Below are 19213 nucleotides of genomic sequence, written 5' to 3' on the forward strand. Positions count from 1 at the left end.
TGTTAAAATAGCAGCACTTTAGGCGTATAGCTCAGTTGGTTAGAGCACCACCTTGACATGGTGGGGGTCGATGGTTCGAGTCCGTTTACGCCTACCACATCCAAACCCCTTGAAACATAAGTGTTTCAAGGGGTTTTTTGTTGTATTGAAATTTTTTATAAAAACATAGCGATGAAATTTTTAAACTTTGAGTAAAAGTATATTTACGACAAAATTACGCCAAATCTACACCAAAATAAAATCTACCAAAAACTGATCAAAGGAGGCGATAGTCGTCGTATCTAAGCTATTTTATATACTATAACTAATAAGAGCGAATGAATTGCCCTTTTTATAAAAATCCAATAGAATGTAGGGTATTCTTTTTTCTAAAATGAGTGATAAATCACTCATTCGAGTGCTGGGGGTAGTATGGTGAGTAACAAAACTTCACAAAACGAAGAAATGATTGGTATAAAGAGACTCTGGGATGATTATGAAAAAGAGAATAAGAACGAAGCGGCAAAAGAACAGATTATAAAGACGCGCAAAGATTGGACATGGTATAAAGAAAAAAATAGAAGAAAATTCACTCACACTAGATGAGTACACAAACCGAAAGGATGGGCAGAATAATAATTCAACTCTGCCTAGCGAGTATCTGTGTAATTTACTTGAGAATGGCAGCTCGGTATTTGGCAGCATATTCGTCGGCAATGCAACGTATTTCTGTGTTAAGCTAAATGATGATGGCAGCTACTTTGTGAAGGGCGGAGTTGATAATTGTGACAAAGTCCTAGCAGAGAAATATTATAAAGACAATATCTTGCCCTTGTTTTGCCATACGGTCACGAATGACCCCCCTCTCTGAGGTCTTATCAGAAGATATGAAAGAAAGGTTTGATAATTATACGCCAAAAGTTACTTTGATGAAGTTGGCTGTATTATCACACCCGACAAAGTTTGTGCATATATTTAAAGGGAGTGCTACAGTCTATCTATCAAAAATACATAGGTAAAGATAGTAAAGAAAAGAATGTCATAGAGATAAACAAAGAAATATTTGAGAAATTCATAGAAGGGTTTGAAATCGATATTTCTTCTAAGGATGAAGATGATAATATATACAAAATTGTACAACTCTCAAAATTTCTTTGGGGTTTGGAGAATCCTGATTTTAAACAATCTGCTGATAAAGCAAGCCCAAACATGGTTTTTTATGGTGCTCCAGGTACCGGGAAAATCTATACTGTAAAAAAGAATATTGAGTACCTATGCGAGGGCAATAGTTCGCGATATGAATATGTTCAGTTTCATCCATCATTCACCTATGAAGACTTTATTGATGGTATTAAGCCAAATGGTATTGACGACAAGGGAGGTGTCAAGCTTGAGTGGGTGAATGGTATTTTTAAGGAATTCTGTATCCGAGCCAAAAAGGATCCTGATAATAACTACTATTTTATCGTTGATGAGATTAACCGTGCTAATTTATCGGCTGTATTCGGCGAGACATTATCCTTGCTTGAGAGTTCATATCGCCACAAGGTTTCTAAGAATTCTGATGATAATGCCGAAGCTATTGGTGAAAATCTAATCAGTACGCAATATTCAGCATTACTAGATTCTCTGCTTGCAAAGGATGAAGAGAAGTACAAGCATTTGGCATACGAAATCAGAGAAGATGATAAAGGGATCAAGCGTTCAAAGTTTGGTGTGCCTGATAATGTATTTTTTATCGGCATGATGAATGATGTGGATAAGAGTATTGATGCTTTTGATTTGGCAATACGCAGACGTTTTAAATGGATTCATAAGGGTTATGATGAGAAGGTATTAATTAATCACTGCAAACACAATGATAAAGATTTTAGTAATATCGAAGAGTATATGCTAAATGTGCCTCGGCGCTAAATAAATACATTGTCGAAGATCTGGGCTTAGGCTTATCTCATGAATTTGGCCATTCTTTCTTTATGAAAATTTCTTCGATTGCAAATGAGCAGGATATAACCGAAAAGAATCTAGGGAGTCTTTTTGAGCTGTATTTGCGTCCAACGCTCAAGGAGTATTTGCGCGCCTTTTATTCTGAGGGTGAAATAGAGGAGAAGTTAAAAGAAGCTTTGGAAGTGTTTAAAAAACCTTTAGTGGATAATCCTTCAAAGGAAGCTGATCAAAGTGAAACTAACAGTTCCGACTAATTATAACTACCATCTGGAAAGACCAATCAAGCATACAGACATTGGCGATGGCGGATGGGTGAACAAGGTTAATGATATACAAGGCATTCATGTAACAACCTAAGACAAGAAATCTAATAAATTTCAGGGTCTGTTTCAGCCAGGTTTTGAAATAACAACTCGACATGAATCCTTGACGTCGCTTAAAATTTTTCGCTTTAAGCCAGTTAAAGATGACTTGGAAAAAGAAGAGCAGTTAATTCTTAAGTTGTTCTGCTGTGAAAACCTAAATGAAGATCGTCAGGATTTCGTGCAAACTGGGCTGTTTGCCGGTGTGGTATATCATAAAGGCTGTGAATTTAATATTACCTGTGCTTACGGTGGGGTTTTTTGAACCGTATGCTTAATTTCTTGAATAATATCTGTATTGATACTGCTCAGACTGCAGCGGAAAAGAAAAATGAAGCCAATACTTTTCAGCATATTTTGTGCTATTTGTTTATCCATGCATTGGAGCGTGCATCAACCCTAGGGCTGCCGAAAGCCTATCAGCAAAAACAGCAGCACGATTATAAAATGCGTAGCGCGCTTGATATGAAGGCACATATCAAGCAGGACATTCCATTCATGGGTAAAATCAGCATTCAATATTGAGAACTGAATGAGATTCAGCCTATTGTTGACATACTATATTTGGCGTGTGAGAAGTTAAAAAAAACATTTGGTGCTGATGCCTTAAAGCTGGTAATGAATATCTATCAGCAGCTAAAGATACAATATTCGGGAAAATACTTCACGCAATTAACTCTTCAGAATGCCAAAAATCATAGAGTGCTAAATAATCCAATGTTTGCCCACTTTCGTCAGACTTTGGAATATGCTGAAATCATCTTAAAAGATTTGGATTTAAAATCACACAAAGAAGCCAAGCGAGAGACTTATGGATATTTGTTCGATATTTCGCAGTTGTTTGATATTTACTTGGAGAAACTGTTAGCACAAGGCTTGAATGATTGGAAAGTGTATGGCCAAGAAAAAATTAAGCTCTATCAAGAACGTTTTTATGGTAGGAATATTTATCCTGATATTGTGTTAAAAAACAACGAAAAAGTAATTGTTTTGGATGCCAAATTTAAAAAAAATGACAATGAAGGGCCAAGATCTGGATCGCAGCGACTTTTATCAGATTCATACCTATATGCAGTATTATGGCGAGAATCTGTTATTCGGTGGATTGATTTATCCATTGTTAGTCTGCCATGAAGGAGTGGGGTATCCCAAGTCTTATAGCAAGTCTTTATTTGATCTAGAAGAAAGAATGGGCCTATCGCGCTTCATTGTTGATGGGATTGAGCTTCGGAGTTCAAATTCGAGTGATAGTGCAGAGAATGAATTGGGAAGGAAGGATGAATTGAAAGATATTGCCGAAGGAGAGAAAGCATTCATTGGCAGAATCAATAAACTAATCCAGGAGTTTAATGAGGATCAGTCCGTTGTGGCTTGATTGTTTTATTTACCCAACTGCAATAAGCTCAATATTAAATGCATTTTGGCGCAGCTCAACGAAGTTGCCTTTAATTTAAACACCTCAAGATATTCATCCAGTTATTTCAAATATGATGTTTAATGCAATTGCATGGGCGATAGATGACAAAATTGCGACTAAGTGGTACACTATTTGCAATATAATTTGTAACATTTGGAATAACTATGGTATATGAGCGCACCCTTGCGAACGAGATAACAGCAACCGGCATCGGACTGCACAGCGGCAAAGAAGTCAGTTTGACGCTTGCGCCTGCTGACGTTGGCACGGGCATCGTCTTTGAGCGTACGGATTTGGGCGGCGCGCGCATTCCCATGAGTGCCAATTTGGTGCAGGATACGATGATGTCATCGAATCTGGTGCAAGGCGATGCACGTGTTGGCACGGTGGAGCATCTGCTATCAGCGGTAGCGGCCTGTGGTCTAGATAATTTAATCATCAAGGTCGATGCGCCTGAGATTCCCATCATGGATGGCTCGGCAGCGCCTTTTTTATATCTCATCCATGAAGCAGGCATCAAAGAGCAAAATAAAGCCAAGCAATTCATCAAAATCCTAAAACCTATACGCGTTGAAGATGGTGACAAATGGGCGCAGTTTACACCTTATGATGATGGGTTTTTGATGGATTTTGAAATTGACTTTAATCACGAAGCGATCAAATCCACCGACCAAAAAACCACACTTGACTTTAATACCGCGAATTTTGCTCGTGAAGTTGGGCAGGCGCGCACCTTTGGATTCCTAAAAGATCTTGAGTATCTGCGTGAGCGTAATTTGGCATTGGGTGGCAGCCTTGATAATGCGGTGGTGCTCGATGACACGTCCGTGATGAACGAAGGCGGTCTAAGATACCCTAATGAATTTGTCCGTCACAAGATGCTTGATGCGGTGGGTGATTTATTTGTGATCGGACATCCGATTTTGGCGCACTTTTCGGCGTATAAATCAGGTCACGCGGTCAATAATATGCTCATTCGTGCGGTATTGGCTGACGAAAGTAGCTATGAAATTGTAAATTTTTGTAACATAAAGGACGTGCCAATTGAGTATTTAGAGCCGATTATTTCTGTTTGATTTAAGCAATAAATAGCTTCTAGTACTTCGCCAAGTAAGGCGCTGGCAAATCTTGAGCAAGGTTTTGCGAAGTCGTCATAAATGAGCCACTAACAATTGTTAAAATCAAAAACTCATCTGATGTTTTGATCAGGTGGGTTTTATTTTGGTGGTCAATCTTTGAGTTTATCAAGCGTTACGCAGGGGTGTTAATTTTTATCAGCCGATAGGGCAGGGCGGAAGACTTGATTTGCAAATAACATTTTTTCTTATTTAACTACAAAAAATCTGCCAAAGGTTTACAAAACTTTACAATGAAATAACTATTGCGGCAATATTTGACCTACATACTACAATAAACGTATGTTTACTCAATTATCTTTGGTTAAGCGTAGCAGGGCTTGCTTTAATTGATCATCATAGATGACAGTTGAGGCGGTTTGGGTTATAATACGCTTCGTGTTTTCGCTTAAGGTTTTTTTTGAACTGGTTTGGCGAGAGTCTGATTGGATGGGTTTTGGTGTGACAATCACCCAAAACTCCTCTAAATAACAAAATTGCTCATCATAGGCGCGTAAAGCCTGAACACAATTTTCAGTAAGATAGCGCAGATGATTAGCAGCCGTAGATGATGACAGAGCCACCGTAAGGCGATGTCGATCAGCGTGAGCAACGGTACAGTCTTGTAGCATTTCTTGAGGCAGCAGTGGTTTTAGCGCTTGCTGTACTAAAGCGGTGCAAGATTGCAAATGCTCTAACTGATTCACAAGATGGGCAGGAAGTTTCATTCCAGCCGCCGCTTGTTTCTCAAGTTGGCTTGCCAGATGGTTAGGTTGGTTGTTCTTTAAGAATAAATCATCTACATGATCGAAATTTGTTAAATCAGACATATCTCACCTTAACAACGAAAAAGCCATGGACATGGTGTTCAGCAGAGCAAGTGTATCATGCCTTATGATCAGATTACCAACCAAATCATACGATTTTTAGGCGATGTGAAAGCTTTTGTTATTGTGTGTATTGTTCGTGTTGTGTGATTTCAAGGTAATTTACTGGCGCACTAGGACGTACGTCGCTGATCACAAGCTTTTAATCAAAACCCATACAGACGCAACCAAGATAAGACAAAGGGACAATGCCAATGTACATCTTGGAAGCGCGAGGAAAGTTTATGAAAAAAGTATTTTGGCTGATGTCGGCTGTTGGGCTGACCTTTGGACAAACAAGTGCCGCTCAATCAAACAGCATTCAAATCGCCCAAGGCAACGTTGTGAATGTTGGTAGCACGCCCAATACGATAACGAATATTGATGATGCAATCAATAAGCTAATCGCATTGAACCACGCTTCTGCACCAGCTCCTGTATCACGCATTCAACAACCTGTAAATACTGTTTCTAATACTGTATCAATCTCAAGCCCGCTTTCTAACGCGACAAATTTTAGCTCATCTCATCAAGCACCTTCAATCACCGACCAGCTTACCAGCAGCGCACCAAGCGTTGCAGCACGAGCTGCCTCACGTGCGGCACATGGTAGAAGTGTCGGCCGCTGCGCTTTATACGTTCGTAAAGCGCTACAATCAGCAGGCTATGAATTCACACCAAAGCCATCCGCGTATCAGTACGCGCACGGCACTCTGGCTGGTGCTGGCTTCACCAAGATTAGCAGTGACAACTACGAGCCACAAGTTGGTGATGTGGTGGTATTTAACCGTACTTCCCGCAATCCTCACGGCCACATTCAGATTTATGATGGCAGCCAATGGGTGTCTGACTACCGCCAAACTAAGTTCAGCCCATACAGCCAGCACAACGGCTACACCGTATGGCGTGATACGCGTTACACTGACGCAAGTGCCAATACTGGTACCATGCTTGCCCTTAACGATCAGTAATTCTGTGATATCAAAAAGCCGACAATCAGTCGGCTTTTATTTTTTGTGCATTATAAATGGCATTGGTAAGGCTAAATATTCTGCCAAAAAGCCTTGTCATGAAAATCAGGCGGATTGGCATGCTGCGCAGCATAAAAAATCGGCGTGCCATCATGATACAAGATGGTGGTAGGATTGATTTTGCCAATCGTCATGTTGGCGATATCGTCTAGTGTAACGTTCATATGATAATATTTGACCATCTCGGTGTCGTCTAAATCTGACTGTGCCACCACAAGCTTGCCATCTGCCCATACGGGCGGTAGGTGACTGGGCGTGCGATAACCGTCAAACTGATAGAGATTATAAAACTCTCCCATTGAATAATTCAGCTCAAAATAGCGTTTATCATTACCTTGTAATTCAAAAAAACACTCCAGACAATGACCCTCCCACAAGAAATCTTTGCGAGTGGGGTTGGCGCATTCGCTATTAGGTGTATTAAACCAATCACAAGAATGCACTCGATAGCTAAGCTGTAGGGCATTGCCTCTTGTGCTTACCGCCACGCAGATATTCGGGGCGTTGGCGGCCGTGGGGATAAGCTCAAACAGATGTATATTAGAAGGATTGGCATTTTCCCAAAATGTTTTTTGGTGATTTAGGATGATCATGAACTATGCTCATAAAAAACAAAAACCGCTCATAAGCGAACGGTTTTGGTGTTAGGATGATTCTAGCATCCAAAACGTGCCAAATTCGACAGCTTGGGATTAGGCTCTGGGTTCCTGCGTAGTAGCAGTACCATGCGTCCAATGTGGTGAATCACCTCGCTCTCAGTGGCCTCAGCCAATGCGTTGGCGCATTCTTTGCGCTCATCGCTTGAACCTGCTGGGATTTTGATTTTGATTAATTCGTGATCATCAAGGGCGCGCGCCACTTCCTCGATGACGGTTAGTGTTAGACCGCTGCCGCCAACGATGACGACAGGATTTAGACGATGACCGATGCCGCGCAGCTCTTTTAGGTCTTGCATCTTGGATTTTTTTGAATTCATAAATATTTCCAAAATAAAAAATTTGCTAAATTAATGACATTATAGCAGAAATTATCCCAAATTATCGCATAAAAATGGTAAACTAGGCTGTTATCCGTTTAACTTTTCAAAATAGACCAGAATTAACATCAGTTATGGCAACTCGCATCACCAACAAAAAGTTCTCCAAATCAAGCCGTACTTGGATGAAAGAGCACATCGATGATTATTATGTGCAAAAAGCCCAAAAAGACGGCTACAGAGCTCGCGCTGCTTATAAGTTATTAGAAATTAACGAAAAAACAGGACTTATCAAAAAAGGCATGACCGTCGTGGACTTAGGTTCAGCGCCGGGCAGTTGGTCTCAGGTGGCAGGTCAGCTTGTCGGTGATGATGGGATTTTAATTGCGTCGGATATTTTGCCGATGGATACACTTGAGAATGTGACTTTCATTCAGGGTGATTTTCGCGAACAAGAGGTTTTTGATCAGATCATGGTGGAAGTGAATGGCCGACGTGTTGATGTGGTGCTGTCCGATATGGCGCCCAATACCTCTGGGATGTCTGCTGTGGACATGCCGCGCATGATGTATCTGTGTGAGCTTGCGGTGGATTTTGCGCTTAAGGTGCTGCCTGAGGGCGGTGCGCTGATCATGAAAGTATTCCAAGGCGAGGGATCAGCTGAACTGCGTGCTGACATGCAAAAAAAATTCAGCAAAATCAAAAGCATCAAGCCTGCGGCAAGTCGTCCACGATCAAAAGAGATGTTCTGGGTGGCGATTAAATAGCTGCTGCTTGGCTTGAATTTAAAGCAAGCATCCACATATAAAACAGGTAAATTAAACAATAAGGCGTTGCCCAATAGGCTTGGCGCTTGAGATAGGAAAAATTAGTGAGCGATATGGTAAAAAGCACCTTATTATGGTTGGTGATTATCGGCGTGGTGGTTGCGATTTTTAGCAATCTTGACCGCACCAATGCCGATGCTGATCAGCTGAATTATTCGTCATTCATCACCGCGGTATCCAAAGGTGAGATCAAGGAAGTGAAGATCGATGGCGAAGAGATCTCGGGTACGAAAGTAAACGGCTCAGAGTTTGAGACTGTGCGTCCTGCCATCAGCGATGATGAGTTGATGCCGTTATTGCGTGAGCATAATGTAGAGGTGCAGGGTACCATGCCTGAACGTCAAGGACTGGGTTCTCAGCTACTCATCGCGGCTTTCCCGATTTTACTTATTATCGGTCTATTCTGGCTACTCATGCGTGGTATGAGTGGTGGTAATTCTGGCGGTGGCATGGGCGGTCGTAACCCGATGAGCTTTGGCAAGTCTAAAGCCAAAATGCTCTCAGAAGACCAGATCAAGGTTACCTTCGAGGATGTGGCAGGCTGTGAAGAATCTAAGCAGGAAGTTGTCGAGATTGTTGATTTTCTAAGAGATCCTGCCAAATTTACCAATCTTGGTGCGACCATCCCGCGTGGCGTATTGATGGTTGGCCCTCCTGGTACTGGTAAGACATTGCTTGCTAAGGCGATTGCAGGCGAGGCGAAGGTGCCATTTTTCTCGATCTCAGGTTCTGACTTCGTTGAGATGTTCGTGGGTGTTGGTGCCAGTCGTGTTCGTGACATGTTCGAACAAGCCAAAAAGAACGCACCTTGCATCATCTTTATTGATGAGATTGATGCGGTCGGTCGTCATCGTGGGTCAGGCATGGGCGGTGGTCACGATGAGCGTGAACAGACATTAAACCAGCTGTTGGTTGAGATGGATGGCTTTGAAGGCAACGACGGTGTCATTGTCATCGCTGCGACGAACCGTGTGGATGTATTGGACAAGGCGCTACTTCGCCCTGGTCGTTTTGACCGTCAGGTGTCGGTAGGACTGCCAGACATCAAAGGTCGTGAACAGATCCTTAATGTACACCTTAAGAAGCTACCACAGACCATCGGCGTTGATGTGAATGCACTGGCTCGCGGTACACCTGGTTTTAGCGGTGCTCAGCTTGCCAACCTAGTGAATGAAGCAGCGCTATTCGCGGCACGTCGCAATAAGTCACATGTGGACATGAATGACTTTGAAGATGCTAAAGACAAGCTGTATATGGGTCCTGAACGCAAATCAATGGTGCTGCGTGAAGAGGAGCGCCGTGCGACTGCTTATCATGAAGCAGGCCATGCGCTCGTGGCTCAGCTGTTGCCGAACACCGACCCTGTGCACAAGGTGACAATCATGCCACGTGGTTGGGCGCTGGGTGTGACATGGCAGCTGCCTGAACAGGATGCGGTAAGCAACTATAAGGATAAGATGCTAAATGAGCTGTCCATCCTATTCGGTGGGCGTATCGCTGAAGAGATCTTTGTGAATCGCCAATCAACCGGAGCATCGAACGACTTTGAGCGGGCAACCAAAATGGCGCGTGCCATGGTCGCGAAATATGGCATGAGCGATAATCTGGGCATCATGGTCTATGAGGCAGAAGAGCATGGCGGCTATATTGGCGGCTCTACTCGCACCATCTCAGAAGCTACCCAACAAAAAGTTGATGATGAGATTCGTCGCATCTTAGAGCAGCAATATGACGTGGCGTATAAGCTGATTGATGAGAATCATGACAAGATGCATGCGATGGTTGATGCATTGATGAAATGGGAAACCATTGACCGTGAGCAGTTCTTACAAATCATGAATGGCGAGGAGCCGCGTGAGCCCAAGGATTATCAGCATGATGTCCCATCCATCGCTGCCGCCGCACCAGTAGCACCACCAGTGGATGAGCTCCCACCACCGTTGCCAACTTCATAATTATGATAAAACATTGCCTAAGGGTGGTGTTTTTTTATTTTTAATAATAATTTGTGAATGTTTGTTTACTAAATACTTGCAATTTGGCTAAAAGTTTTATAGCATGGTCAGTTTTAGCATACCCCAAAAACGGCAGAAGAGATTATGGCAGGTTTTATTAAGACTCAACTAAATCGCGGTAAAAAAATCATCGGCATGGGTGTAACTTTGGCAGGAGGCTATCGTACCGCCAAGCGCATTGGGGCGTTCGATGCGCCGCCTAGAGATATTTTGCCAAAATACATCCAAACCTTTTGCCGTAAGATGGTAAACTCATTCGGCGTTCAGGTCGTTCAGGTTGAGCCTGTGCCACAGACGCATGGTCTGTGGGTATCTAACCATGTGTCATGGCTAGACATTCCTGTCGTAGGCTCGGTCGCGCCGGTGTTCTTCTTGTCTAAGGCTGAGATTGGCGAATGGCTCATCTTTGGTAAGCTTGCCAAGGCGGGTGGGACGTTATTCATCAAGCGCGGCTCAGGCGATGTCGGCGGTGTAAGCGATCAGATTGCTGATTTCTTGCGTGGCGGGTCTTCGGTTGTGTTCTTCCCTGAGGCGACCACCACAGATGGTAAACAAATCAAAAAAATCTACGGCAAGCTGCTACAATCAGCATTAGATACGGGGTTGCCGATCTGCCCTGTTGTGGTTGCTTATGTCGATAAGGATGGTAGCCTGTCAGACGATGCAGCTTATTATGGTAAGCGGGCGATGGCGGACAGTCTACGCCGTGTTGCCGACAGTAAGGGTATCACAGCCTATGTGCTGCCACTTGAACCCATTCATCCAAATGATAAGACGCGCAGTGAGCTGACCTCTGAGCTTCAAAAAGCAATGGAAGATGGCTTGGTAGATCTACACAAACGAGTGCTTAAGGCATAATAAAAATCGGACAGCGCTGCGTTGTCCGATTTTTTTGTATTTATAATCCCCACCTAAACGAACTTTAGTCCGCTCTCACCTTTTGGCGTGACTTTGAAGATTTTTACCTTAAAAAGCACCTCTTGACCTGCCAAGGGGTGATTAAAGTCAACTTTGACCTCATCATCATTCACCTCGTTGATGACACCAACCAGTGAGTTTTTGCCCTTATCGTGAAACTCCATCATCATGCCCACCACAGGATCTGGCTCGGATAAGGAAAACTTGGCACGAGCAAAACTCTGTACATTCTCGCCATTCCATTCGCCAAAAGCCTGATCGGGTGGTAGATGAGCGGTGCGGGTATCACCTGCTTTTAGGTTGATGAGTACCTGCTCGAATCCTGCCAATAAGCTTTCATCGCCAATGGTTAATGTCACAGGCTTATCACGCCCAAAGGTTGAATCGATGACCGTACCATTAGGCAGGCTAACCTCAAAATGCAGGCTGACGGTACTGCCATCTGTGATGCGAATCTCTTCATTGGGTAAAATGTTCATGTAATTTTCCAAATACAAATAAGCGCAAAGTTTACCATAGCTGGCGACTATAGTAAAATGCGTATCTGGTTTTGGTGAAAAATAGCGCTGTCAGACGGATGTATTTAAAAAACCAAACAAGGGCGGGTAAATGCCCTTTGTCATGATGGCAGGCTAAAATTTACGATTGATTGATAAAAAAAGCTGTGTATTTTTTGTGTCGTGGGCAAAGTGATTGCTGTCAATACGCTCAAATCGTAAATGCAGGCTTGGATAATAACCTTTATAAGCCAGTTTTTGATGCCAAATGCGGTGTTCGGTTTGGTAGCGCAAATCATCTCTTTTGATGCCAAAGAAATCTATGTCTTGATAACTGCGTCTACCCACGCTGATTTGATGACCTGTGCCAATATTTCCCCATAGTTTATCCAGACCTGCAAATATCGTGCCTTGTTGATGGCTTTCGCTCATGTCATTGACATCGTCTTTGATGAAATGAATGCCAAGATAATAATAAGGACTGCTGCGGTGATTGAGGCTTAGAGTTGCCATGTGGCTTGTGCCGTCTAAAAATGTCCTTGTTTTGTGTTTTTTATTGGCGATGTCGATTTCAATACCGCCTCGATGGCTAGACCCAATGAGTTTATGGGCGGATAATCTTAGCCCTTGGGTTGTTGAATAAGGGTTGTTACCAAAGTGGCGCACCTGCTGATAAATGCCAAGACCAAATTGTTCGTCAAAACTTTGATAAGATAAGCTTGGTGAAATCTCGGCAATGACATCGTTATATGCTTTATTATCCCAATAATATTTACCATGAACAGATGCGCCCACTTCTAAGGACAGATGGTCTTTTAGGTAATGATTCTTTGAGATATTGGCGCTATAGCCTATGCCGTGGGCGGATTCTGCTTTGGGCAGTTGCCAGTCTTGGTATTGGCTGATACTTGGGGCGTTATTGACATTGTCATCATCCAAATAACGCATGGCAAAACGCGTCTTGGTTTGGTTTAGCTCTTTGAATTGTTGAGTTAAGCTGTTCAGTACATTGCTAGGTAGGTTGTCATCTTGTTTAGCAATGCTAAATTCATCTTGGGCAAGACGAATCTGGTGGTTGGCAAGGTATGCCAAAATAAGCCGTACCCGTATGGGGGTGAGCTCTGGGTTTTGGTGTAGAATTTGTTGATAATGATGAATTGCTTGCCTGATGTCTTGTTGTTCTTGTATGACCGCTTGGGCGTATAGATACAAAATTTCATCTTTGTCGCTCACGGTTGCATAAACAGGCAGCAGAATCTGTAAGCCATTTACATCATTTCTGTCGACGGCTTGGCTAATGACTTCATTAAATAGCGTGATGTCTGCCAAAAGCTCTTTTTCGGTCAGCTGTAGCATGTCAACGGTGGCAGGTTCGTTGGCGCTGGTGCTGTGTATCAATGAGCGATGGGTAAAGGACGGTTCATCTTTTGGTGTATTGGCAAGCACAAAGCTTGGTAATAAACATACTACCAAGCTTGTGATAAATAATGGGCGATTCATGCCTTATTCAGACTTATTTTTTTGCACCGTACGCACCTGCGATGCTGCCATCAGCATTACGATAGGTGCCACCAAGCTCAGCTGCATTCGCACCATAGAATTGACCTTTGGTGCTGATGCCTTTATTTGTGCCCGAGAAGGTGTTACCAGTAATGGCACCAGTTAGGGCGGTATCGCCGACTGTGCCAGTCAGTTTCTTGTTGCCGTAGTCAACATTGAAATTGGCTCTGACATTGTTGGCGTTGCCATTGGCAAAATGAACGCCGTTACCCTTATAGGTGGCGGTGCCTGTGGTTGGCATGTTGGGTTGGTGTGCCTTGTGCAAATAGGAAGGCTTCACCCTTGGTGTTTTCACGGGCATAGCCGTAGCGAGTATAAGCAAGGTTTGAGCTACCGCCAACGCGAGCCATGTTGTTTGCATTTATATTAAGTGTGCCCACCTGAAAGCCTCTTGGGATAAAGTCTACCGCCTGACCGTTAACCACCACCTGATTCACGCTGGGGCTATTGGTAAGAGCGGTGCTGACACCCGCCTTGTTATTGGCGATGTTCATTTTTGTGCCTTGAATGCCTGATGTACTTGGCTGTGTGGGTTTGGTTGGGGTGCTTGGCTGAGTATTTGGGATGTTGCTGGGTGCAGCTGGGGTAGATGAGCCACCATTGCTGCCGCTACAAGCAGTTAAGCCAACGGCAATTAAGCCGATTAGAGGTAATAGAGGGGTACGCATACAATGCTCCTTTTGGGTGGAAATCTCGTTTGATGAGATTGGTTGACTTGCTCGTTGTGGCGAAACATTGTCGTTTTATTGACAATGTTTCGCCATTTTATTGATAATCTTACTAAAGTTGACAGATTTGTTTTGATGCTTAGATGGATTATAGCCAAACGGCAAAGACAAAAGCAAGTAATTTTTAAAGCATTGATTGTGATTATTTAAGGATGTTAATGATTTTTTTGTCGTTTTTTCTCCAAAAACAGCATATCAATAACTACCAATACCATACCGACACAGATGCCGACATCAGCAATGTTAAAGATGGGATAGTGCCACACATTGGCATAATGTACATGAATGAAATCAATGACATAGCCATGCAAGAAACGATCAATCACATTGCCAATCGCACCACCAAGTACCAAAGCCAGGCCCCATGCTAAGAGTGTGGCATTTTTGGGAATTTGGCGCAGATAGCTTATGATGAATATCGACACGGCCAAACCTAGAATGGCAAAGAAATATTTCTGCCAGCCGCCCGCATTTGCCAAGAAGCTAAATGCTGCTCCATAATTATAAGCAAGCGTCCAGTTTAAAAATGGCGGTATGACATCCACCGTCTCGTGTAACTCAAATGTGCTGTTAAAATAATATTTGGTTAGCTGGTCGAGAATGAGCATAGCAAGCGCAATCAAGTAAAACTTCATTGCGCCTTTGCCATTGGCTTGGTTGCTAGGCGTGGTATTAGGCATATTGGCGAGTCTCCCCATTGCCATCAACATTGCTGATACAGCGTCCGCACAGCTCTGGATGGTTGGTGTGAGTGCCCACATCTGTGCGGATGTGCCAGCATCGGGTGCATTTTCGACCATCGGCAGGCGTAATCACAACGCCAAAGCCTTCGCCTTGGGTAATGGTGGCATCACTGGTGATGAATACAAAACGAGCTTCATCGCCTAGCTTGGCAAGGGCGTTATAGGTTGCATCATTTGCAGTGATTGCTGCTTTGGCGGTTAGGTTAGAGCTGATGATTTTGTCGCCGCGAGCTTCTTCGATGGCTTTATTCACCAAATCTTTGGCATCTAAAATCGCCTTCCAGTCATCGGCAGTGATGTCAGTCATGGCAGGTGTTGGTAGTTCATACCATTCATCAGCAAAGACGTATTTGTGCGCATCATCGCTGCGGATAAAGCCCCATGCTTCTTGGGCGGTAAATGGCAGAATCGGAGCGATCCAACGCACCACCGCTTGAGCGATGTGATATAGGGCGGTCTGAGCGGAGCGTCTTGGCTTTCCGTCTGCCTTGGTGGTGTAGGTTCTATCTTTGATGATGTCAAGGTAGAATCCGCCAAGGCTTTGCGAGCAGAACATCGATATCGCTTGGACGACTTGGTGGAAATCCATGTCGTTATAAGACTTAACGATGGTGTCTTGGGTGTCCTTGGCTAGGTGTAAGATAAATTTATCAAGGCTGACCAATTCATCTAATGTAATGCTGTCAGTCGCAGGGTTAAAATCGCTGGTGTTGGCAAGTAAGAAGCGAAGTGTGTTACGAATACGGCGATAATTATCAACCGCGCCTGCGAATACCTTCTGACCTGCGCTCATCTCATAGCGATAGTCGGCAGAAGCGATCCATAGGCGAAGCATGTCCGCACCTGTCTTGTCGATCTCTTTTTGTGGTTCGATGATGTTACCAAGAGATTTACTCATCTTGTGGCCTTTTTCGTCCACGACGAAACCGTGTGTCAGCACCTGCTTAAATGGTGCGCGGCCGTAGATCGCTTCACTGGTCAGTAGCGATGTCTGGAACCAGCCACGATGCTGATCTGAGCCTTCTAGGTACATATCAGCAGGGTTAGTTAGGCTGCCGTCTTGGTCAAGCACTGCAAAATGCGTCGTCCCTGAGTCGAACCAGACATCAAGCGTGTCCGTAACTTTGTTATAATCTTTGGCATCATCGCCCAGAAAGTCGCTGGCATTTGCATCAAACCATGCTTCAATGCCGTCTTGCTCGATGACTTTGGCGACTTTCTCGATTAATTCTGACGTCTGTGGGTGTAGTTCGTCGGTTTCTTTGTGGGTGAAGAATGCAATCGGCACACCCCAAGTTCGTTGACGGCTGATACACCAGTCAGGACGACCTTCAACCATGGCTTCGATGCGGTTTTGACCCCATGATGGTGTCCAAGTGACGTTTTTGATGTCGTCTAGGGCTTTTTGGCGCAGTCCGCCTTTTTCCATGCTGATGAACCATTGCGGGGTCGCACGGAAGATGATTGGCGTTTTGTGTCGCCAGCAATGTGGATAGCTGTGGCGGATTTTGCTGTGCTTGAGCAGATTGCCGGTGCTTTCTAGGGCTTCGATGATTTTTGGCTGAGCTTTATAAATGTGCTCGCCAACGAATACTTTGGCGTTGTCCAGATATACGCCGGTATCGCCGACGGGATTTTCAACTGGTAAGTTGTATTTGCTACCGACGACATAGTCATCCACACCGTGGGCGGGGGCAGTATGCACAAGACCTGTACCGCTGTCGGTGGTGACATGTTCGCCTAGGATGAGCGGCACTTGACGATTGCTGATGAGCGGATGCTGAGCAAGGCTGTGCTCCAGCGCATCGCCTTTAACGGTGGCAATCTCGCCTAGGTTATCAAGCTCAAGCTCTGTTAGTACATTCTCCACAAGTTCACTGGCTAGTAGTAGAACGCCCTTAGCGGTCTTGATGAAGCTATAATTCTCGTGCGGATTGATGGAGATGGCTTGGTTGGCAGGCAGTGTCCAAGGCGTGGTGGTCCAGATAACAGCAAATGCCGGCTCATTAAGGGCAATACCTTTGATGTCGGTCAATTCAAAACCCACAAAAATCGCATCAGACGTCTTGTCTTGATATTCTACCTCGGCTTCAGCCAGTGCAGAACCGCAGTCTAGGCACCAGTTCACAGGCTTCATGCCACGCACAATGTGACCATTATCGTAGATCTTGCCCAGAGCTCGTACGATGTTGGCTTCTTGCTTGAAATTCATGGTGAGATAAGGTTTATCCCAGTCGCCAAGCACGCCCAAGCGTTTAAAATCTGCTTTTTGAAGTTCGATTTGGCTGGTGGCATATTCTCGGCACAGCTTACGAAATTCAGTGGCGTTTACCTTTTGACCGACTTTACCGACTTGTTGTTCTACTTTTTGTTCGATTGGCAGACCGTGGCAATCCCAGCCAGGTACATACACGGCATCATAGCCAGATAGGTTTTTTGATTTGGTGATGATGTCTTTTAGGACCTTATTGACCGCATGCCCTAGGTGAATCTGACCGTTGGCGTATGGAGGGCCATCATGTAGGATGTATTTAGGCAGGCCTTGCTTAGCTTGGCGAACTTGTTTATATAGTGCGTCATTTTCCCATTCGTCCAGCCATTTTGGTTCGCGTTTGGCGAGATCGGCGCGCATGGGAAAAGGGGTGTCAGCAAGGTTTAGGGTGTTTTTGTAGTCTTTTTGGTCGGTCATGGCGGTGGCTCTTGTGTCAATAAATCAAATAACAGGGTATTATAAGACAAAAGGGCATATTTGGCAAAAGTTCACTAAAAAATACTGGTAATTTTAATCGCTGTGGATATAATACACAAAATTACAATTCAGGAAATTTAGAAAAGGTTTAAACATGAGATGGTTTCCAAAATGGCAGCCTTATCAAGGCGATATCAACACACAGCCTGTGGCGACAAATGAGTATTTGCCCACTTTCCAGAGCATCATGCTTGGCATTCAGCATGTGCTGGCGATGTTTGGGGCAACTGTACTTGCCCCCATTTTGATGGGTTTTGATGCCAATCTTGCCATCATGATGAGTGGGGTTTGTACCATTTTATTCTTTGTGATGACAGGTGGGCGAGTGCCAAGCTATTTGGGTTCGTCTTTTGCCTTTATTGGGGTGGTGGCAGCAGCGACTGCTCATGCCACAGGCTCTGGAGCAAATCCTAATCTTGGCGTGGCACTAGGCGGTATCATCGCCTGTGGTGTGCTGTATGCTGTGATCGGGTTCATCGTGATGGGTACGGGTACTAAGTGGATTGAGAAGCTCATGCCCCCTGTGGTGACGGGTGCGGTGGTGATGATCATTGGTCTAAACCTTGCACCTGTGACGGTATCAAATGTCGCAGGCAAGACGTTCGAGCTGTGGATGACCTTGGTGACCGTGCTGTGCATGGGGATGATTGCGGTGTTTAGCCGTGGCTTTATGCAGCGTCTGCTGCTGCTTTTTGGCTTGGCGTTGGCGTATATGATTTATGCAGTGGTGGCAAATGGCTTGGGATTTGGCACACCGATTGATTTTGCTAAGATCAGTGAGGCGGCTTGGTTTGGTATGCCCAGCTTTACCTCGCCTGTGTTTGATGCCAATGCGATGCTCATCATCGCCCCTGTGGCGTTCATCTTGGTCGCCGAAAACTTAGGTCACATCAAGGCGGTCGGTGCGATGACTGGTGAGAATCTAACGCCATATTTGGGTCGTGCGTTCGTCGCTGATGGCGTGGCGACAGCGTTGTCGGCAGGCGTGGGCGGTACTGGCATGACAACCTATGGCGAGAACATCGGGGTGATGGCGGTGACTCGTGTTTACTCTACGATCATCTTTGTGATCGCAGGGGCGTTTGCGATATTTTTGGGATTATCGCCAAAGTTTGGTGCTTTGATTCAGACCATTCCAGACCCTGTGCTGACTGGTGCGTCGATTGTGGTGTTTGGCTTAATTACCATTGCCGGGGCGAAGATTTGGATTGATAACCATGTTAATTTTGCCAACAATAAAAACCTGATGGTAGCGGCAGTGACCATCATCTTGGGCACGGGCGATTTTGGCTTGATGATTGGCAGCTTTAATCTAGGCGGTATCGGTACGGCGACGTTCGCGGCGATCTTGTTGCATTGGTTCTTAAGCTTAAAAGAGCCAAAAGATACGGTCTAACTGTATTGCTGGTATATTAAAAAATTTGCAAGCCAATTACAAAGTGTTTATAATAAGTTCATACCTATTGCTAATAGATCAAGCGAT

20 protein-coding genes and 1 tRNA gene are annotated in these 19213 nt (G+C 44.4%); 12 read left to right on the top strand and 9 right to left on the bottom strand.

Going from position 1 to position 19213, the window contains the following annotated elements:
- The first annotated feature begins 20 nt into the window (after positions 1 to 20).
- From DYD54_RS02345 to lpxC, 7 genes are all read left to right on the top strand, one after another.
- Positions 21 to 97, top strand: a tRNA-Val gene (locus tag DYD54_RS02345).
- Between the two features lie 314 nt (positions 98 to 411).
- Positions 412 to 585, top strand: coding sequence for a hypothetical protein (locus DYD54_RS11360; protein ID WP_157079173.1), 174 nt, complete (start codon positions 412 to 414; stop codon positions 583 to 585).
- 378 nt (positions 586 to 963) lie between these two features.
- On the top strand, positions 964 to 1893 hold the full coding sequence (locus tag DYD54_RS02350; protein ID WP_063513590.1) for an McrB family protein: 930 nt from the start codon (positions 964 to 966) through the stop codon (positions 1891 to 1893).
- 20 nt (positions 1894 to 1913) lie between these two features.
- Positions 1914 to 2180, top strand: a complete 267-nt coding sequence (locus DYD54_RS02355; protein WP_502243678.1) for a hypothetical protein — start codon at positions 1914 to 1916, stop codon at positions 2178 to 2180.
- Between the two features lie 369 nt (positions 2181 to 2549).
- Positions 2550 to 2813, top strand: a complete 264-nt coding sequence (locus DYD54_RS02365; RefSeq protein ID WP_147285063.1) for a 5-methylcytosine restriction system specificity protein McrC — start codon at positions 2550 to 2552, stop codon at positions 2811 to 2813.
- A 93-nt stretch (positions 2814 to 2906) separates the two neighbouring features.
- Complete coding sequence (locus DYD54_RS02370) at positions 2907 to 3422, top strand: 5-methylcytosine restriction system specificity protein McrC (protein ID WP_147285064.1); 516 nt, start codon at positions 2907 to 2909, stop codon at positions 3420 to 3422.
- Between the two features lie 447 nt (positions 3423 to 3869).
- Positions 3870 to 4781 carry a UDP-3-O-acyl-N-acetylglucosamine deacetylase gene (lpxC, locus tag DYD54_RS02380; RefSeq protein WP_063513592.1) on the top strand — a complete coding sequence of 304 codons (912 nt, stop codon included), beginning with the start codon at positions 3870 to 3872 and terminating at the stop codon, positions 4779 to 4781.
- 350 nt (positions 4782 to 5131) lie between these two features.
- On the opposite strand, the gene DYD54_RS02385 is transcribed toward lpxC, so the two are convergent.
- Positions 5132 to 5650: a DciA family protein gene (locus DYD54_RS02385; RefSeq protein WP_063513593.1), complete on the bottom strand. Its 519-nt coding sequence runs from the start codon at positions 5648 to 5650 to the stop codon at positions 5132 to 5134.
- Positions 5651 to 5931: 281 nt separating this feature from the next.
- Between DYD54_RS02385 and DYD54_RS02390 the strand changes: the two genes are divergently transcribed.
- Positions 5932 to 6657 carry a CHAP domain-containing protein gene (locus DYD54_RS02390; protein WP_063514934.1) on the top strand — a complete coding sequence of 242 codons (726 nt, stop codon included), beginning with the start codon at positions 5932 to 5934 and terminating at the stop codon, positions 6655 to 6657.
- A 71-nt stretch (positions 6658 to 6728) separates the two neighbouring features.
- Here DYD54_RS02390 and DYD54_RS02395 read toward each other — a convergent pair whose 3' ends face one another.
- Together DYD54_RS02395 and DYD54_RS02400 are read right to left on the bottom strand one after the other, a co-directional pair.
- The gene (locus tag DYD54_RS02395; RefSeq protein WP_063513594.1) at positions 6729 to 7310 is read right to left on the bottom strand and encodes a DOMON domain-containing protein; all 582 of its coding nucleotides are present in this window, start codon (positions 7308 to 7310) and stop codon (positions 6729 to 6731) included.
- A gap of 62 nt (positions 7311 to 7372) precedes the next feature.
- Positions 7373 to 7693: a YhbY family RNA-binding protein gene (locus tag DYD54_RS02400; RefSeq protein ID WP_063513595.1), complete on the bottom strand. Its 321-nt coding sequence runs from the start codon at positions 7691 to 7693 to the stop codon at positions 7373 to 7375.
- A gap of 134 nt (positions 7694 to 7827) precedes the next feature.
- On the opposite strand from DYD54_RS02400, the gene DYD54_RS02405 reads away from it, so the two are divergent.
- From DYD54_RS02405 to DYD54_RS02415, 3 genes are all read left to right on the top strand, one after another.
- On the top strand, positions 7828 to 8460 hold the full coding sequence (locus DYD54_RS02405; protein WP_046696161.1) for an RlmE family RNA methyltransferase: 633 nt from the start codon (positions 7828 to 7830) through the stop codon (positions 8458 to 8460).
- Positions 8461 to 8573: 113 nt separating this feature from the next.
- Complete coding sequence (ftsH, locus tag DYD54_RS02410) at positions 8574 to 10475, top strand: ATP-dependent zinc metalloprotease FtsH (protein WP_063514935.1); 1902 nt, start codon at positions 8574 to 8576, stop codon at positions 10473 to 10475.
- A 144-nt stretch (positions 10476 to 10619) separates the two neighbouring features.
- Complete coding sequence (locus DYD54_RS02415) at positions 10620 to 11393, top strand: lysophospholipid acyltransferase family protein (RefSeq protein WP_063513596.1); 774 nt, start codon at positions 10620 to 10622, stop codon at positions 11391 to 11393.
- A gap of 53 nt (positions 11394 to 11446) precedes the next feature.
- Here DYD54_RS02415 and DYD54_RS02420 read toward each other — a convergent pair whose 3' ends face one another.
- The 6 genes from DYD54_RS02420 to ileS form a co-directional block, all read right to left on the bottom strand.
- Complete coding sequence (locus tag DYD54_RS02420) at positions 11447 to 11932, bottom strand: FKBP-type peptidyl-prolyl cis-trans isomerase (protein WP_063513597.1); 486 nt, start codon at positions 11930 to 11932, stop codon at positions 11447 to 11449.
- Between the two features lie 153 nt (positions 11933 to 12085).
- The gene (locus DYD54_RS02425) at positions 12086 to 13450 is read right to left on the bottom strand and encodes a surface lipoprotein assembly modifier (protein WP_063513598.1); all 1365 of its coding nucleotides are present in this window, start codon (positions 13448 to 13450) and stop codon (positions 12086 to 12088) included.
- 13 nt (positions 13451 to 13463) lie between these two features.
- Positions 13464 to 13751, bottom strand: coding sequence for a transferrin-binding protein-like solute binding protein (locus DYD54_RS02430; RefSeq protein WP_063513599.1), 288 nt, complete (start codon positions 13749 to 13751; stop codon positions 13464 to 13466).
- Complete coding sequence (locus DYD54_RS11365; RefSeq protein WP_063513600.1) at positions 13723 to 14178, bottom strand: hypothetical protein; 456 nt, start codon at positions 14176 to 14178, stop codon at positions 13723 to 13725. Before DYD54_RS11365 ends, DYD54_RS02430 begins: the two co-directional genes overlap by 29 nt.
- Positions 14179 to 14393: 215 nt before the next feature.
- Positions 14394 to 14948: a signal peptidase II gene (gene lspA, locus DYD54_RS02435; protein WP_370446606.1), complete on the bottom strand. Its 555-nt coding sequence runs from the start codon at positions 14946 to 14948 to the stop codon at positions 14394 to 14396.
- Positions 14911 to 17670, bottom strand: coding sequence for an isoleucine--tRNA ligase (gene ileS, locus DYD54_RS02440; RefSeq protein ID WP_063513602.1), 2760 nt, complete (start codon positions 17668 to 17670; stop codon positions 14911 to 14913). Before ileS ends, lspA begins: the two co-directional genes overlap by 38 nt.
- Positions 17671 to 17824: 154 nt before the next feature.
- Here ileS and DYD54_RS02445 point away from each other — a divergent pair, with 154 nt between their 5' ends.
- Complete coding sequence (locus tag DYD54_RS02445) at positions 17825 to 19126, top strand: solute carrier family 23 protein (RefSeq protein WP_063513603.1); 1302 nt, start codon at positions 17825 to 17827, stop codon at positions 19124 to 19126.
- Positions 19127 to 19213 lie beyond the last annotated feature (87 nt).

The organism is Moraxella ovis (assembly GCF_900453105.1).
GTDB classification, from domain to species: Bacteria; Pseudomonadota; Gammaproteobacteria; order Pseudomonadales; family Moraxellaceae; genus Moraxella; species Moraxella ovis.